Raw genomic sequence first — 17,116 nt, forward strand, 5'->3', positions numbered from 1 at the left:
AGAGAGAACGAAAATGGAAACACTGGCCGCCATTAACCGCTGGCTGGCAAAGCAGCACGTCGTGACCTGGTGCGTATATAGCGAGGGCGAAATGTGGTGCGCCAACGCCTTTTACTACTACGATCCTGAACGCGTCGCTTTTTACGTCATGAGTGAGGACAAAACGCGGCATGCCCAGATGACCGGCCAGCAGGCAAAAGTGGCGGGCACGGTCAACGGCCAGCCCAAAACCGTCGCGCTGATCCGCGGCGTGCAGTTCAAAGGTGAGATTCGTCGTCTGGAAGGTGAAGAAAGCGACGCACAGCGTAAACGCTACACGCGCCGCTTCCCGGTTGCTGCTGCGCTAAAAGCCCCGGTGTGGGAAATCCGCGTTGATGAGCTGAAATTTACCGACAACACCCTGGGCTTTGGCAAAAAGCTTCACTGGCTACGCGCCGAGCAGGCGTAGCGCTTCGCGGTTAAACGCCGGGAGATCGTCCGGGGTCCGGCTGGTGATCAGCTGGTCGTTATCGTTGACCACCTCCTGATCGTAAAACTCGGCCCCTGCGTTTTTCAGATCGATAACGATCGGTTTCACCGCCGTAAGCTTACGCCCGCGGACCACTTCAGCGCTGATCAGCAGCTGCGGGCCGTGGCAGATGGCAAAGACCGGCTTGCCGGTGCCGACGAAGTCACGGGTAAAGGTGACGAAACGCTCGTCCCCGCGCAGGGAATCCGGTGAATGGCCGCCCGGTAACAGCAGGGCGTCGAAATCTGACGGGCTGACGTTATCGATGGACTCATCGATGGTCACGCTGGCTTCGCCCTTGTGGCCCTTCACGGTTTTACCCGCTTCTTTCTCAATGGTGATGACCTCGTGGCCTGCCTTGCGGAATGCCTCAGCTGGCGACGTAAATTCTGAATCTTCAAACTCGTCGGTAATCAAGACTGCGATTTTTTTACCCATGCTTCCTCCGTTGTTTTCGCTTCAGACTGTTTTTTTCCCGTTTGTGGTAAATACTTACCGGTAACAGACTTTTAAGTGTGGTAGAGCAGGTCCAGATCGCAAACGGACAATTCTGTAAAGGGGATAAGATGAGTCAGGTACTGATTACCGGCGCAACCGGGCTGGTGGGGGGACATCTGCTGCGGTTGCTGATCCAGGACCGGCATATCAACTATATTGCCGCCCCGACGCGCCGCCCGCTGTTGGATATCACTGGCGTCTATAACCCGCACGATCCCCAGCTCACCGACGCGCTGGCGCAGGTGCAGGATCCTATAGATATCGCCTTTTGCTGCCTGGGCACGACGCGGCGTGAGGCGGGCAGTAAAGAAGCGTTCATCCATGCGGACTACACGCTGGTGGTGGATACCGCCCTGACGGCGAAAAAGCTGGGGGCAAAACATTTCCTGGTGGTGAGCTCGCACGGCGCCAGCACCGGCTCACCGTTTTTTTACAATCAGGTGAAGGGCAAAATGGAAGAGGCGCTGATTGCGCAGAAGTGGGAGCGCCTGACTATCGTGCGGCCTTCCATGCTGATGGGCCACCGCGACGAACGGCGTTTTAACGAATCCTTCTTCGCCCCGCTGTTTCGCATCCTGCCGGGTAACTGGAAGTCCATCGAGGCACGGGACGTCGCGCAGGCGATGCTGAAAGAGGCGCTGGCACCGTCGCAGGAGGGCGTCAATATCATCCCTTCGGCAAAACTGCGTGAAATCGCGCAGGGCGAGGCGTAAACTTCTCCGGCTTATTAAATAACACTCTCCGGGGAATGGTATGACTGGTCAGTCTTCATCTCAGGCGGCAACACCTGTCCAATGGTGGAAGCCCGCACTCTTCTTTCTCGTGGTCATCATTGGCCTCTGGTATGTGAAATGGCAGCCGTACTACGGCAAAGCTTTCACCGCCGCCGAAACGCACAGCATCGGTAAATCTATACTCGCTCAGGCTGATGCCAGCCCGCTGAAGGCGGCATGGGATTACGCCATGGTCTACTTCCTGGCGGTGTGGAAAGCTGCCCTCTTAGGGGTAATCCTGGGATCGCTGATTCAGGTACTTATTCCACGAAACTGGCTGGTGAAAACACTCGGGCAGCCGCGCTTTCAGGGCACGCTGCTGGGGACGATTTTCTCTCTGCCGGGCATGATGTGCTCCTGCTGTGCCGCACCGGTAGCGGCGGGTATGCGCCGCCAGCGCGTATCCATGGGCGGTGCGCTGGCATTCTGGATGGGGAACCCGCTGCTCAACCCGGCGACGCTGGTGTTTATGGGCTTTGTGCTCGGCTGGCATTTTGCCGCTATCCGTCTGGTTGCCGGGCTGCTGACGGTGCTGGTGGTGGCGACGCTGGTACAAAAACTGGTGAAGGATACTGCCGTCGAACCCGCAGCCGTTGAACTGGACGTCAGCGAACCGCAGGGCGGTTTCTTCACTCGCTGGGGTAAGGCGTTGTGGCAGCTTTTCTGGAGCACCATTCCGGTCTATATCCTGGCGGTATTGGTTCTGGGCGCGGCGCGCGTCTGGCTATTCCCGCATGCGGATGGCGCGATCGATAACACGCTGATGTGGGTGATTGCGATGGCCGTTGCAGGCTGCCTGTTTGTGATCCCCACGGCGGCAGAAATTCCGATTGTCCAGACCATGATGCTGGCCGGTATGGGTATCGCACCGGCGCTGGCGCTGCTTATCACCTTGCCGGCAATCAGCCTGCCGTCGCTCATCATGCTGCGTAAGTCTTTCCCGGCGAAAGCGCTGTGGCTGACGGCGGGGCTGGTGGCGTTGAGCGGAGTGATGGTGGGGAGTATTGCGTTGATGTAAAAAAAGCCCGGTGGCGCTCGCGCCTACCGGGCCTTTAGTCAGACGTGGATTACTTAATGTAGGTAAACGCGGTGGTGACGTGCTTCACGCCGCTCACCCGGCTGGCGATATCGGCCGCCGCTTTCCCTTCACGATCGGTCACCAGACCCAGCAGGAACACTTCACCGTTTTCGGTCGTTACCTTCACGTTTGAGGATTTCACCTGGTCTGAACCCAGCAGCTGGGAGCGGACTTTGGTGGTGATCCAGGTGTCAGACGACGCGGTGCCCAGGCTGATTGGCTGACCCTGGCGGATTTCATTGAAGACTTCCGTGGTGCCCTCAACGCCCATTGCGATCTGCTTCGCGCGGCTGGAGAGTTCGGTATTCGGTGCCTGACCCGTCAGCAGGACTTTGCCCTGATAAGCCGTCACGTTGATACGCGCTTCTTTCTTGATTTGTTCGTCTTTCGACAGCGCACTGTTGACCCGCAGCTCCAGCGTACCGTCATCCACCTGCGTTCCCACTGAGCGCGGATCGGTCGCCGCTTTGGTGCCTACTGCGGCAGTACCCACAACGGCCGCAGCGATACATCCCTGAAGCAGTAATGCAGACATAAGGACTGCGAGGGTCGATAAAGCCTTCATAAAAACTCCTTAATCATCCTGGTGAGGGAAAAGCGTGTTATCGATCAAATCGCATAAGCAGTTCACCGTGAGCATATGCATCTCCTGGATACGTGCGCTACGGTGAGACGGAATGCGGATTTCCACATCCTGCGGCCCGAGCAGACCCGCCAGCTCACCGCCGTCATAGCCGGTTAAGGCGACGATGGTCATGTCGCGGGTAACGGCGGCTTCAACGGCTTTGACGATGTCCCGGCTGTTGCCGCGCGTGGAGATCGCCAGCAGCACATCGCCGGCATGCCCCAGGGCGCGCACCTGCTTTGCGTAAATTTCGTCATGCAGACGATCGTTAGCAATCGCTGTTAAGACCACATTATCGGTATTAAGTGCAATGGCAGGTAAACTCGGGCGTTCGGTTTCAAAACGGTTAATCATGCTGGCAGCAAAATGCTGTGCGTTGGCGGCTGAGGTTCCGTTGCCACAACAGAGGATTTTGTTGCCGTTAAGCAGGGATTGCACCAGCGTCATTGCAGCGCGAGAGATCGCGTCCGGAAGGGCTTCCGCCGCGGCAATCTGAGTCTGGATGCTTTCTGTGAAGCACACTTTAATTCTTTCGAGCACGTTATCCCTTTTAAATCTTAATTATGCGTCTTCGCCAAAAGCGTTTTTAAGCCATTCGATCTCATTTCCGGTGAAGGCTATCACATCGAAACGGCAATCCACAGTATCAAAGCTCCCATTATGGCGGGCAAGCCACAAGTGGGCAGTCTGTAATAATTTATGTTGTTTGGCGAGCGTCACGCTGGCGGCAGCACCGCCAAAACGGGAAGACTGTCGAAAGCGGACTTCTACAAACACAATCACCTGACCGTCTTTCATGATCAGATCAATTTCGCCGCCGCGCCCGCGGACGTTGGCGGCGATAAAGCGCAGTCCTTTGCCTTCGAGCCAGCGACGCGCTTTTAACTCCCACGCATCGCCGGTCTCTTTACGGCTTAACTGGCCGGGACGATTTGCCCCTGCTGGTATTTGAGCCATGATAACTTCCTGTTAATCACACAGTCCTGAGTGGCGGTCAGATCGCCGGTGTTGCCGTTAAGCTCAAAGCCCGGTACCTGACGCATCTGGGTAAAGTGGTTTGCCAGCGCCCACGCATCAACACCCATCGCATACAGACGCGCCAGAGAGTAGTCGTTACGTACGGAGCTTAGCGCCTGCTGCATCAGCGCCGGGTTGCTGCCCGCCAGCATCGGGATTTCGCTGTACTGCAGGCCGTCCATTTCCAGACGGAAATCCGGGCCTGCGGTGCCCTGTGCGCTGCGGGAGCTGGCGTAGAGCGTTGCGCCGCTCTGGCTGCCGTTACGCATCGCGATCATCGGCTTGATAAAGGCGATCTCCTGCGGCGTGGCAACGATATAGGCCGCATCCACTTTACCACCACCGCTTATCTGCGCGTCGGTTGGCGGGGCAGGGATGGTCAGGCCGCCAATGGTCACGCTCTGCTGCTGCGGCAGGCTGGCGGAAACCGGACTGCCGTTAAGCGCGATACCCGCTCCACCGTTAACGCCCGCACGCAGTTCAAGGACGGAACCGAATTTCTGCTGCAGCACGATGCCGCCGCCCAGCTTCTGCCACTCGTCGGCAAAAGCATTAGCCACGCGATCGCCCAGCGTACTGCGCGGGATCAGCAGCAGCGGGGCCTGTTTACCCTGCTCGTGGATATGACGTGCCGCATCGCGGGCTTCATCTTCCGGAGAGAGTGCGAAGTAGCAAATATTGGCCCGGTTCTGAACCTGTTCCGGCTGGTTGAGCGCCAGTACGTTCAGCGTGGTATTGCTCTTCATCAGCTCTTCCACGTTGTTTTTCAGCAGCGGGCCGACAACGATGCTTGCCCCGTCCTGCTGAACCTGCGCCAGCACCTGGTCAAGCGGCTTCGAACTGGTGTCGTAGATTTTCAGCTCAGCGCCAGGGTTCGCGCTGGCGGTCGCCACGGCCTGCGGCTGATCGGCAGGTTGTGATGCTGGTTGTGCCGGCTGCTGTTGAGGCTGTTCTGCCGTTGCCTCTGGTGCAGGCGTCGCTTGTGCCTCAGCCGGAGCCTGTGCTGCTGGTGCTGCCGTCGCTGGAGGGGTAGTCGGTGCGGTAACCGGATTTTGCATTGTACCCTGCGCCGGGGTTTGTGCGGTGGTCAGGTCACTGGTCTCGGCGGCTGAGGGGCTGACAACGTCGTTCACGTTGGCCGCCTGCGCTGCCTGCACCGGAACCGCACTGCCCGTTACCGGCGTGGTGCCGTTTTTCGCCGCTTCAAAGCCCTGTTGAATCGTACGGCCAAACACTGCCGCCTGGCCATTCAGCGGCAGAAGCAGCGCAATTTTGCTTGTCGACGCAGGCTTAAAGTTCTGCACATTCACCAGTTGGGTTGGCAGCATTTTTGCGCCCGGGTTCTGCGGGTAACGGGTCTGCCAGTCGGTAATACCGGCTTTCAGCATTTTTGGATCGCTGCGGTTGTTAAACCACATCTGCTGCAGATCAAGCCAGCCCTGAAGCACGTTTTCGTCCGCGTTAATGACCAGCGCCTTTGCCTGATCCTGGGTCATCGAGGCAAGCGCCTGCCAGGTGGCATCAATATTTTTCTGCTTGTCGGCACCGGCGAGCAGCGGCTCCTGGGCAATCAAGGCACGCAGGAGCGTCAGGGAAGGGCGCCCCTGCTCAGCGGTAATGCCCGCCTGCCAGAAGCGCGCCTGCTGGTTTTTATCCAGCGCGCTCAGGTCGATGCCCCCCAGGATCTTTTTCGCGCCATCAAAATCTTTCTGCGCGACCTTCAGCTCAGCAGAGAGCAGGCTCTGCTCAAGTTGCTGAGTATCGTTAAGCTCTTTCGGCAGTTGGCCGAACAGCTCGGCAGCCTGCTGGGTTTTGCCCTCTTTCAGCAGTGCACGAATGGCGAGTAATTGCCAGTTGATCCTGGTATCATTTGTACTCTGCGACATTTGTTGCAGATAAAAGCCAGAATCAGCCTGAGCGGAGCCCTGAAGATGGGCGGTGCTCTGGTCAGGTGCCTGGGTGCCACAGCCTGCAAAAATCAGGGCTGCGAGCAGCAGCGGCACGCTGCGCGTGGCTTTTTTTCGAAGAAACGTTAACGGTACCATACTGTATCCAGTGATTTTTTTTACGCAATGCTCAATATTAAATCGGCAATACGGACGAAACAATGAAACAACACGAAACGGCAGATAATTCTCAAGGCCAGCTTTATATTGTACCTACTCCTATCGGGAATTTGTCTGATATTACCCAACGTGCGCTGACCGTATTGCAAGCTGTTGATTTAATTGCCGCTGAAGACACCCGACACACCGGTTTACTGCTGCAACATTTCGCGATTAACGCCCGATTGTTTGCCCTGCACGATCACAATGAGCAACAAAAAGCCGAAACGCTGGTGGAGAAGCTCAAAGAGGGGCAGAACATCGCGCTGGTCTCTGACGCCGGGACGCCGCTGATTAACGATCCTGGCTACCATCTGGTGCGCACCTGTCGCGAAGCCGGGATTCGCGTTGTGCCACTGCCGGGGCCGTGCGCCGCGATTGCTGCATTGAGCGCCGCAGGTTTGCCGTCTGACCGTTTCTGCTATGAAGGCTTCCTCCCTGCCAAATCCAAAGGCCGTCGCGATGTATTAAAGGAACTGGAAGCCGAGCCGCGTACCCTGATCTTCTACGAATCCACTCACCGCCTGCTGGAAAGCCTGGAAGATATGGTCACCGTCTGGGGCGAATCCCGCTACGTGGTGCTGGCGCGTGAGCTGACCAAAACCTGGGAAACCATTCACGGCGCGCCAGTCGGTGAACTGCTGGCGTGGGTGAAGGAAGACGAAAACCGCCGCAAAGGCGAAATGGTGCTGATTGTCGAAGGGCATAAGGCGGAAGAGGATGCCCTGCCTGCTGATGCGCTGCGCACGCTGGCCTTGCTGCAGGCCGAACTGCCGCTGAAGAAAGCGGCGGCATTAGCAGCAGAGATTCACGGCGTGAAGAAAAATGCGCTGTATAAGTATGCGCTGGAGCAGCAGGGGGAGTAAGCCAGATGAGCCGCTATCAGCCTCCTTTCACCATCACACCCTTTATCCTCAATCAGGTGGTTGAGATTGGTGAGCTATTAGGACATTGGGCGGCACATTCAGGTCGAACTTCTCCGCTACTCCGTAAAGAGAACCGTATTCGAACCATTCAGGCCTCGCTAGCCATTGAACACAACTCGCTGACGACAGGGCAGGTGACGGCAATCATGGATGGCAAACGCGTACTTGCTCCTGAAAAAGATATTCAGGAAGTACGCAACGCTATCCTGGCATATGAGAAATTGCCCGAATGGAAGCCCTGGAAGCTCAACGACTTACTCAGTGCACACCGATTATTGATGAAGGGTCTGGTCGATCATCCCGGAACGCTCAGAAATGGGGACGTAGGGGTGTACCGTGGAAACCAGTTAGTCCACATGGCTCCGCCAGCCTCACAGATGAACCGTCTTATCGACGATCTTCTTGCCTGGCTTAAGCAAACCGATCTTCACCCGCTGATTGTCAGCTCGGTATTTCATTACGAGTTTGAGTTTATTCATCCCTTTTCGGATGGAAATGGCCGCATGGGGCGGCTGTGGCAAACGTTGATCTTAAGCCAGTGGCGCGCCGAACTTGCATGGCTGCCCGTTGAGACGCTCATTCACTTCCAGCAAGCGCGCTATTACCAGATTTTAGGGCAATGCGATCGGGCCAGTGATTGCACGGCATTCGTGGAATTTATGCTGCAAAATATGACCGAAGCTTTGCGGGAAGGCATAGGTATGTCGTCCATCATGTCGGAAAAAATGTCGGAAAAAATGTCGGAAGAACTGTCGGAAAAGGAAAAGTCCATCCTTGAGCTTCTTACCGTTCAGCCGCAAATGACTGCGGTAATGTTGGCCTCTGCACTGGGCGTGGCTTCCCGCACTGCGGAACGTTATCTCCATTCTTTGCAAACAAAAGGTAAATTAAAACGCCTGGGGGCAAGGAAAGGGGGAAGCTGGCAGGTCATGACTTAACCTGCCAGATGAAAAGGTTTTATTTACCAGGCATCGCCTCAAACACCAGCGTTTCCAGCGGCTGCAGCGTAATCACCACCGCGTTTTTGTACTCCTCCGGTACGGTTGAATTACTGCCGTACACCGCTCTCAGACGAAATTGCGCCGCGTTTCCTGTCGGGATTTCGAAATCTTTCGCCAAATCCAGGAAGTAGCTTTGCGGCTTATCCGACGGGTTACGCAAGCCGAGAATCGCTTTGTCCCTGCTCCAGGATGCCCAGCCGTAAATCTGCAGTGCTGTTGGATCACCACCAATCCAGTGCGTATCCACCAGCACGCTGGCGTTATCCCGCGACCACTTCGCCGCCTGCGCCAGGGTATCCCACTTCGCCTTGTTCAGCATTGACGGGGTGATATACAGCTCCTGCAGCTGCGTGCCGGTCGCGAAGTAGCTCCAGACCTGATCGGCAAAATCGCTGTCCGTTTGTACTTTTTCCAGCCCGTAATAGGCATTTTCTGCGCTGACGATCCCGTGGTACATCAGCGAGTTCAGCGGGAACAGCGGGCCTTTGCGCACAATGGAGCGGTACGTTTCCGCATCGCGGTAGGTCATCCACTGCTGAACCGGCGTGCCGGGGCCGTACAGGTTGATGTCATCGCCCTGGCGCCAGATAGAATCGGCGTAGAACAGCCAGGACGGGCTGGCGTTGGTACCTGTCGTCAGGTTGATAAACAGATTCGGGTTGGCGCTGCGCATGTTGTGCAGCAGGGCGATAGAGGCGTCAAAATCGGAGGCATACGGGCTGCCCTTGATATGCGAATTTGCGTTACCCATCCCGTCCAGCTTGAATGAGGTAATGTGTTCGTTTTTGATAAGCTTAACGATCTGCTCATTGAAGTTCTTAAAGTAGTTCGGTCCTGACAGCGCCAGCTTCCCGTCGACGGTTTCGAACCCATACTCTTTTGCATGCGAGACGCGAACGTCGCGCGGCTTGTTGTAGCCTCCCCACGGCGAGAGCCACAGTCCGACCGAGCTGTGCAGGCTGTCGGCTTTTTCCCGTACCTTGCCAAAACCGTTGCTGAATGCCGGGCCAAACAGCCAGCGCCCGGTTAGGTCATCCCAGCCGTCGTCCAGCAGGAAGGCGTCCAGCGCCACGCCGCGTCCGGTAATAAACTCCTTATTCCACTCGTCCATCCGCCCCAGTACATCCTGTTCGGTGTACGGATTGAAAAAGCCGATATCCATCCAGCTGTTGTAGTGCAGATAAGGCTTGTACGGTCGCGGACGTACGGCATCAATAAACTGGTTCACGCTGCGTCGTAGCTGGCTGATTTCCGGGAAGGTGCCGAACCAGGTGGTAAAGCTGACCGGCGACTCTGGCTGGATCGGCGTTTTCAGCTCGACGTTGAGGTTGGTGGTCGCTTCATAGGCGTAAGTGTTAACGATGGGTTTGTCCGGCATAATAAAGAATGAGTCCGCAACGATCGGCGAGCTGTTGATCGCCCCGTCAACATAGGGTGCCTGAGACTGCTTTTTGGTCGGGAAGAAGGTAATTTTCGCCACGTCTCGCGGCTGGCCCACGGCGGCAACGGTGTAGTCGATACTGGCGTATTTCCCCTTCACCAGGTTCAGCTTCACCGTTACGTTAAAGTCCGGATGGGTAAAGTCGATGACAATGGCGTTGTCCTGCTTTTCGACGTGCTTGATGGTGAAATCCGCGGTGTGGATTTTTGTCTCATCCGGCAGCGTCAGAAAGAACAGCTCCTGCGGCGTGAGCGGATGGTTAGCCTTGCTGTCCTTAACCACGACCGTTGCGTTTGCGTCATCAAACGAGAGGGCAATATTGTCGTTATTGAGCGCGTAGTTCGCGGCCAGAGCGCCATGAGAAACAGAGAGAGCCAGCAGCGAGAGAGTGAGCACTTTTTTCATCAGTTAAGATCCTAATCAGTAATGCTTCAGCATTCGGTTGATGGATTGCTCCAGCCAGTAGCGCTGGGTGCCGAAGTTAATCCGCAGGTAGTTTTCGCCGTTTTGCACGTAGTGGCTGCCGTCTTCAATCACGACACCGGCCTGTTGGGCGAAATGTTGGGTCAACTCTGTGGCGCTGCGCTCGTCGGCGCTTACGTCTATCCAGGCCAGATACGACGATTCGGGGTTCATCATCTTCCACGCCGGAAAATGGGTCTGAATAGCGTCCGCAAGGTAGCGGGCGTTGCCATGCAGATACTCGTTCAGCGCGTCGAGCCACGGCAGGCCGTGCTGGTAGGCCAGGATAATTCCCCAAACGCCGAACATATTGGGTGAGGTAATCGAGTTCTTCTCAAGCTGCTGGCGGAAGCGCTGGCGCAGCGAATCGTCCGGGATCATCGAATAAGACGTTTTTAGCCCGCCCAGATTGAAGGCTTTATTTGGCGACGTCAGCACGATCAGGTTGTCCAGCGCGGCACAGCCAGAGGTCAGACAGCTGACGAATGTGCCGTCCAGAATGTGCTCGGCGTGAACCTCATCGACTACCAGAATCGTGCCGTAGCGTTTACAGAGCTCGGACACCTGGCGTATCTCATCCGCGCGCCAGATCCTGCCCGAAGGGTTATGCGGCGAGCAGAAGAACCACAGTTTTGGACGGTGGGTTTTGAGCTGATCTTCTATCAGATTAAAATCCAGCTGATAGCGGTTTTCCTTCACGCACAGCGGGTTAGCAAGCACCCGCACGCCCTGGCGCTGTGCCGCCATCGCAAACGGGTCGTAGACCGGTGTGTTCATCATCACGCTATCGCCAGGCGTACAAAACGCCTGGACCGTGTAATGCAGCGTGGAGACGGTGCCGTAGGTCAGGGTGATCCACGACTTCTCCACCTCAACCTGATGACGCGTGCGCTGGAAGGCCATCACCGCGTCGTAAAATTCGTCGAAGCACCAGGTATAGCCAAAGGTGCCGTGCTCCACGATGCGCTGGAAGCCTTCAATCACGGCCGGTGGCGAGGTGAAATCCATATCTGCGATCCACAGCGGGATAAACCCCTCCGGGACATCACCAAAGCGCGAGCGGACAAACGCATGGTCCCATTTGCGGCACTTATCGCTTTTACGCTCGATGATTTTGTCGAAATCAAACACAACAACCCCCTGTTAGATTAAGGCTTCAATGCCGGTTTTGACGCTCTGCACCTGCGGGCCGATGATCACCTGAACGCTGTGGGCATCCAGCACTACCACTGACAGGGCGCCAGCCGCTTTCAGCGCCAGCTGATCGATAAGGCCCATCTCTTTCACCACCAGACGCAAGCGGGTGATGCAGTTATCGAGCGACTCGATGTTCTCTTTGCCACCGAGTGCGCGCAGGATAATCCCATGATCGTATTTCGATTTTCCGCGCGCGCGGGTGTTGGCTTCGACGGCCTGCTGCGCACCCTGCGCGTCCACTTCACGTCCCGGCGTCTTGATATCGTGTTTGAGGATGTACCAGCGAAAGACGAAGAAGTAGATAGCAAACCAGGCAATGCCCACCGGGAACAGCAGGTACCATTTGGTCGACATCCCCTGCATGACGCCGAAGATCAGCAGATCCAAAATCCCGCCGTCGGTGTTGCCGATGGTTACCCCCAGCAGGGCCATCACCATCAGCGCCAGGCCCGACATCACGATATGGAAGACGTAAAGCGCGGGGGCGATAAACAGGAACAGGAACTCAATCGGCTCTGAAATACCGGTGACGACGGAAACCAGCACGCCGGAAAGCAGTAGCCCCTTAATCACCGGGCGGTTTTCCGGGCGCGCGGTGCGGTAGATGGCGTACGCCACGGCAGGTAAGCCAAAGATAAAGGTCGGCATAAAGCCTTGTGACAGAAACGCGGTCACGTGCGGGCTAAACGGCAGTCCGGCTTTCAGCTCGGCGTAGAAGATATTCAGCGCGCCGGCCACTTCGTGACCGTTGACCATTTCAATGCCGCCTGCTGGCGTGAAGCGCACCATGGCCAGCAGGATATGGTGCAGACCAAAGGGTTTAAGCAGCAGCACCCCTACACCGTACAGGAACGGTCCGAAAACGCTGGTGCTCTGAATGATATGGCCAATTCCGGCAATCCCCAGCGCCACGTATTCCCACAGCAGCGGGATAAACAGTCCGACCAGCGACAGCGTGAGCGCGGTAATGATGGGCACGAAACGAATGCCGCTAAAGAAGGCAAAGGCGTCATGCAGCACCGTGTCCTGAAAACGCTCGTGCAGGAAATAGGTAATCACCCCAACTACAATGCCGCCCAGCACACCCATCTCCAGGGTCTGGATCCCCAGCACGATAGATTGACCTACCTGTCTCATGGTGGCGGCGTCGGCAAGCTGGTGGGTGGCAGTCAGGTAGTAGTTGATGCTCATGTTCATCAGCATATAGCCAACAAACCCGGCAAAGGCGCCCACGGCCTTGTTCCGTTTAGCGAGGCCCATCGGGATCGCCATGGCAAACATCAGCGGCAGATAGGTAAAGGCGAAGCCGCCCACCATGGCGATAAAGCCAAAGGTCAGCTGCGTTAACTCACCGCCCAGAAAGGGAAAACTTTTAATAGTGGAAGGGCTGGTGACGGAGCTACCGATACCCAGCAGCAACCCCATGAAGGCCAGCAGAGAGACCGGGAACATAAACGTCTTTCCCAGGCTTTGGAAAAATTCCCACGCTTTCGATTTAAACGACTTTTCCTGTGTCATGTAGGGACTCCTCGGATTTTTAGGATAATGGAAGGCGCTGTCCGGCTTAAGGACGCGCCTTCATATTTGCGAGGCTTATAGTTATTTTTTAGGTATTGACGTAATGCGCGATGGGATCAGGCTTCGGCCGGAAGCAGGAGCCGGTTTGCCGAGCCGCAAACGGCGATCTTGCTTCTGACCACCTCTTTCATGGCGTCCATGCCGACCCGCATGTAGAAGCGCGGATCGTTACCCTGCGGGTTTTCAGCAAACCAGGCTTTAACCGCGTCAGAGAAGGCAATTTTCAGTTCAGTGGCCACGTTGACTTTGCACACGCCCAGCTCGATGGTGCGACGCACATCCTCATCCGGCACATCGCTCGCGCCGTGCAGCACCAGCGGCACGGTGACCACTTCGCGGATTTCCGCCAGCCGCTGGAAGTCGATTTTCGGGCGTTTGGTATACAGGCCGTGCGCGGTGCCGATGGCGACAGCAAGGCTATCGACGCCGGTTAGTTCGACGAAGCGTTTCGCCTCCTGCGGATCGGTGAGGAACGCGCTTTCGGCGTCCACGCTCATGTCATCTTCCACACCGCCCAGGCGGCCCAGCTCGGCTTCGACGCTGCAGTCGTTGAGGTGGCAGAAATCGACCACCGACTTCACCAGCTTCACGTTTTGTTCAAACGGATAATGGCTGCCGTCGATCATCGCGCTCCGCACGCCCGCGTTGACCTTGCGGCGAATATCGTCCAGTGATTCGTGGTGGTCGAGATGCAACGCCAGCGGCATGTCATAAGTGAGGGAATACGCGCTGCACAGGGCGTAGATCTCTTCCAGCGCAATGTGTTTAAAGGTGCCCGGCGTGCCCGCGAGGATCACCGGCGATCGCATTTCGCTGCACACTTCAAGGATCGCCTGGATCGTCTCCGCGTTGTGGATGTTGAACGCCGGAACGGCGTAGCCTTTTGCCTGCGCGTCCTGCAGAAGATATTTGGTCGAGATAATACTCATAATCAGATCCTCTTAAGCCTGCCACGGGTGAATAACAACGCCCTGCACCACGCGGTTAACCGTCCCGCTGGCGGATGGCGTATCGGGCGTATTGCCTACGCTGATCGACTGGGTGAGTGCAAAGACTTGGGCATACATCAGGAAGCAGAACGCCTGTTCCATATCGATAAACGGACGTGAAGGCGGCAGCAGAATGTGCGGACCCGCTTCAATGACCGGATCGTTTTCAGCGGCGATGGCGACGACGCGCAGGGCCTGGCGATCGCGGCGCAGCTCAGCAAGCAGATCCAGATCGTACTGACGCGTATATGGATGGCTGGAAATAAACACCACCACCAGCGTTTCGTTATCGACCAGAGACTTAGGCCCGTGACGGAACCCCGTCGGGGAGTCGTAAAATGCCGCCAGCTTGCCCGCCGTCAGCTCCAGCACCTTCAGCGCCGATTCGCGCGCCGCGCCCTGCAGGCCGCCGCTTCCCAGATAGACAACGCGTTTCCATGCTTCATTGCCAAAGACGCCGTGGCTGAAATCGCCGAGTGTAGTGAGGATCGCCTGACAGCGATCGGCGATGTCGCGGAAGGTGTGGCTATTGATCGTTTCCGGGGCGAACACGGCCAGACAGCTTGCCATCATGGTGGTGATGCTGCTGGTCATCGCAAACCCGCGATCGTGCGTTTCGGCAGGCATCAGCAGGGCAAAGGCGTTATCGCTGTCGACGGCGTTCTGGTACAGGCTCCCCGCCTCGTTGCAGGTAATCGACAGGTGGTAGCACTCCGGCACGAACTGGTTTGCCAGCTCAACGGCCGCGACGCTTTCCGGGCTGTTGCCGGAGCGGGCAAACGATATCAGCAGCAGCGGATGTGCCGGACTGAAGTAATCCATCGGATTAGTAACCAGATCGGTCGTTGGAACGGCGGCAAAGTTTTTCCCGGTGTGGCTCGCAAGCCATGGCGCAATGATATCGCCGATAAACGCGGACGTGCCCGCGCCGGTCAGGACGATCCGCAGATCGTGCTTGCGCAGCAGCGGCGTCAGGAAACTGTCGATCGAAGCGCGCAGGCTATCGATGTTGTTGAGCGAGCGGATCCAGCTGGCAGGCTGCTGGCGGATCTCTTCCTCGGTCCAGGTGCCGGTTGTCGCGGCGGTAGTGGTTTGTGGCATAACTCAGTCCTTAGTCGTGTGAATTCCACATCAGACGCTGGCAATCGTGTCGCTATCTTTCGTTTCGTTTCACTTGTTCACTTAAGCAGTTAAATAAAATCTATAGAAAAGAAATCGAAACTTCAATGGAAGAAAAGAAATAAAACGAAAAGTGTGATCGTGAAAGGAAAGGGAAAATTTAAGGAAAGGAAAAGAAAGGCCTTACGGTTTGCTGCCGTAAAGCCAACACGAGACACAATGAAAGGGCTAAAGGGGGAGAGCCTGGCCCTGAATCCAGATCTGCCGGAGATGTAAACCCCCGTCCAGCGCAATGATATTGGCACGTTTACCCGGGGCTAAGGATCCAAGCTGACCATCAACGCCCAGCAGGCGGGCAGGGTGCAGCGAGGCCATATGGATAGCGTCTTCGGCGGTTACGCCCGCATACTCCACCATATTCCTGACCGCGGCATCCAGCGACAGCGTGCTACCCGCCAGCCCGCCGGAGCGGGTTCGAACCACGCCGTTTTGCATCGAGACCTCTTCACCACAGAGCGTGTACCGTCCGTCCGGCATACCTGCCGCCTGCATGGCATCGGTAATCAGCACCACGCGATCCTGCGCGCAGCAGCAGCATAAGCGCATCGCCCCCGGATGGACGTGGTGGCCGTCGGCAATCAGCTCCAGCCACGCCCGTTGGTCCGTAAGCCCTGCGCCGACCATGCCGGGCTCTCTGTGGTGCAGCCCCGTCATGCCGTTGTAACAGTGCACCAGCCCGTCGGCACCCGCGTCAAACGCGGCGAGAGTTTGCTGGTACGTGGCAGCGCTGTGGCCCAGCATCACGCGTATACCGCGCCGTTTAAGATGGCGAATCGCCTGCAGCGCGCCGGGCTTTTCTGGCGCGAGCGCCACTACCCGTAGCGTGTTATCAGAAACCGCGATCAGTGCATCCAGCTCGGCGATATCCAGCTCCCGGAACAGCTCCGGCGGATGCGCTCCTTTGTTCTGCGGCGTAAAGTACGGTCCTTCCAGATAACTGCCCAGGATCTGCGCGCCGGGGCCTCCGGAGTGACTGTGCCGGGCAATACGCATCAGCGCGGCGTGGATAATCTCCAGCGGCGCGGTGACGGTGGTGGGCAGAAATGCGCCCACGCCTTCACGCGCTTTATGCATCGCCAGGGTATCCAGCGCGTCGGGCGCATCATCCATGACGTCCACACCCGCGCCGCCGTGGACGTGCGTATCGATATAGGCCGGGCAAAGCAGCTCCGCATCGCGCGCCGTAACGCCCGCCGGGATGGGTTCAATCGCCGCAACCGCGCCGCTTTCAATGCGTAGCTGGTGGTCATCCAGCCATCCCTGTTCGGTGAGTAGACGATGCGCGCGCAGCAGCTGGCTCATATCCCTTCCTCAGCCGGAGCTTCCTCGCGACAGCGCCCCAGCTCGTCCGCCAGGCTCGTCAGGCCGCGGTGTCCGCACTCCAGCGCCTGCAGACGAAACGCTTCGCTGCTTAATCCGTCGCGCTCCAGCACCATCTCCAGCAATAGCTGCAGGTTAGTGCCGGTGATGACTTCGCTGCCCGGTCTTTGCATCGCGAGCGTTGACGCCACGCGAAACGGCGTGCCGCCGAGCAGGTCGGTAAGAAACACAACATCGTGCTCTGCATCGAGTTCGCTCACCGCCTGCTCAAGCTGAGCGGTCAGCCGCGCGGTGGTAGAGGTTTCCGGAAAATCGATGGCGATAAGCTGCGGCTGCTCGCCGAGGATCTGCTTCATCGCCTGCTCAAGCCCGCTGGCAAAACCGCCGTGACCCGTCAAAATAATGCCTAACATCGCAAC

The 17,116-nt window shown here is 57.2% G+C and carries 17 protein-coding genes; 5 read left to right on the forward strand and 12 right to left on the reverse strand.

What is annotated here, in order from left to right; translation table 11 throughout:
• Positions 1–13: 13 nt before the first annotated feature.
• Entirely contained in the window at positions 14–448 is a 435-nt protein-coding gene (locus APT89_RS08465; protein WP_047364709.1) for a YhbP family protein, read from the forward strand.
• Here the strand turns inward: APT89_RS08465 and APT89_RS08470 are convergent.
• A complete protein-coding gene (locus tag APT89_RS08470) occupies positions 428–946 on the reverse strand; it encodes a type 1 glutamine amidotransferase domain-containing protein (RefSeq protein WP_028014537.1) in 519 nt (172 codons plus the stop codon). The genes APT89_RS08465 and APT89_RS08470 overlap by 21 nt on opposite strands.
• A 128-nt stretch (positions 947–1,074) precedes the next feature.
• On the opposite strand from APT89_RS08470, the gene APT89_RS08475 reads away from it, so the two are divergent.
• Positions 1,075–1,719 carry an NAD(P)H-binding protein gene (locus APT89_RS08475; RefSeq protein WP_041907904.1) on the forward strand — a complete coding sequence of 215 codons (645 nt, stop codon included), beginning with the start codon at positions 1,075–1,077 and terminating at the stop codon, positions 1,717–1,719.
• 40 nt (positions 1,720–1,759) lie between these two features.
• Positions 1,760–2,797, forward strand: a complete 1,038-nt coding sequence (locus APT89_RS08480; RefSeq protein ID WP_060572043.1) for a permease — start codon at positions 1,760–1,762, stop codon at positions 2,795–2,797.
• A gap of 49 nt (positions 2,798–2,846) precedes the next feature.
• Here the strand turns inward: APT89_RS08480 and dolP are convergent, their stop codons facing one another.
• From dolP to APT89_RS08500, 4 genes are read right to left on the reverse strand one after another with little or no spacing between them, the layout of a single operon-like run.
• Entirely contained in the window at positions 2,847–3,422 is a 576-nt protein-coding gene (gene dolP, locus APT89_RS08485) for a division/outer membrane stress-associated lipid-binding lipoprotein (RefSeq protein WP_028014534.1), read from the reverse strand.
• 9 nt (positions 3,423–3,431) lie between these two features.
• Positions 3,432–4,022, reverse strand: a complete 591-nt coding sequence (gene diaA / locus APT89_RS24025) for a DnaA initiator-associating protein DiaA (RefSeq protein ID WP_003861754.1) — start codon at positions 4,020–4,022, stop codon at positions 3,432–3,434.
• 21 nt (positions 4,023–4,043) lie between these two features.
• On the reverse strand, positions 4,044–4,439 hold the full coding sequence (locus APT89_RS24030) for a YraN family protein (protein WP_028014533.1): 396 nt from the start codon (positions 4,437–4,439) through the stop codon (positions 4,044–4,046).
• On the reverse strand, positions 4,397–6,544 hold the full coding sequence (locus APT89_RS08500) for a penicillin-binding protein activator (RefSeq protein WP_060572044.1): 2,148 nt from the start codon (positions 6,542–6,544) through the stop codon (positions 4,397–4,399). Before APT89_RS08500 ends, APT89_RS24030 begins: the two co-directional genes overlap by 43 nt.
• A gap of 62 nt (positions 6,545–6,606) precedes the next feature.
• Between APT89_RS08500 and rsmI the strand changes: the two genes are divergently transcribed.
• Positions 6,607–7,470 (forward strand): 16S rRNA (cytidine(1402)-2'-O)-methyltransferase, encoded by an 864-nt coding sequence (rsmI, locus tag APT89_RS08505; protein WP_060572045.1) that lies wholly within the window; start codon positions 6,607–6,609, stop codon positions 7,468–7,470.
• Between the two features lie 5 nt (positions 7,471–7,475).
• Complete coding sequence (locus tag APT89_RS08510) at positions 7,476–8,468, forward strand: Fic family protein (protein WP_060572046.1); 993 nt, start codon at positions 7,476–7,478, stop codon at positions 8,466–8,468.
• A gap of 19 nt (positions 8,469–8,487) precedes the next feature.
• Here the strand turns inward: APT89_RS08510 and APT89_RS08515 are convergent, their stop codons facing one another.
• From APT89_RS08515 to agaF, 7 genes are all read right to left on the reverse strand, one after another.
• Positions 8,488–10,377, reverse strand: a complete 1,890-nt coding sequence (locus APT89_RS08515) for a hypothetical protein (protein WP_060572047.1) — start codon at positions 10,375–10,377, stop codon at positions 8,488–8,490.
• 15 nt (positions 10,378–10,392) lie between these two features.
• Positions 10,393–11,565: a MalY/PatB family protein gene (locus APT89_RS08520; RefSeq protein ID WP_060572048.1), complete on the reverse strand. Its 1,173-nt coding sequence runs from the start codon at positions 11,563–11,565 to the stop codon at positions 10,393–10,395.
• Positions 11,566–11,577: 12 nt separating this feature from the next.
• Complete coding sequence (gene malX, locus APT89_RS08525) at positions 11,578–13,149, reverse strand: maltose/glucose-specific PTS transporter subunit IIBC (protein WP_060572049.1); 1,572 nt, start codon at positions 13,147–13,149, stop codon at positions 11,578–11,580.
• Positions 13,150–13,265: 116 nt separating this feature from the next.
• On the reverse strand, positions 13,266–14,138 hold the full coding sequence (gene kbaY, locus APT89_RS08530) for a tagatose-bisphosphate aldolase subunit KbaY (RefSeq protein WP_045630715.1): 873 nt from the start codon (positions 14,136–14,138) through the stop codon (positions 13,266–13,268).
• Positions 14,139–14,150: 12 nt separating this feature from the next.
• Entirely contained in the window at positions 14,151–15,299 is a 1,149-nt protein-coding gene (locus tag APT89_RS08535) for an SIS domain-containing protein (protein WP_041907919.1), read from the reverse strand.
• Between the two features lie 246 nt (positions 15,300–15,545).
• Entirely contained in the window at positions 15,546–16,679 is a 1,134-nt protein-coding gene (nagA, locus tag APT89_RS08540) for an N-acetylglucosamine-6-phosphate deacetylase (protein WP_041907921.1), read from the reverse strand.
• A complete protein-coding gene (gene agaF, locus APT89_RS08545) occupies positions 16,676–17,110 on the reverse strand; it encodes a PTS galactosamine/N-acetylgalactosamine transporter subunit IIA (RefSeq protein WP_060572050.1) in 435 nt (144 codons plus the stop codon). Before agaF ends, nagA begins: the two co-directional genes overlap by 4 nt.
• Positions 17,111–17,116 lie beyond the last annotated feature (6 nt).

The organism is Enterobacter sp. 50588862 (assembly GCF_001462935.1).
GTDB lineage: Bacteria > Pseudomonadota > Gammaproteobacteria > Enterobacterales > Enterobacteriaceae > Enterobacter > Enterobacter bugandensis.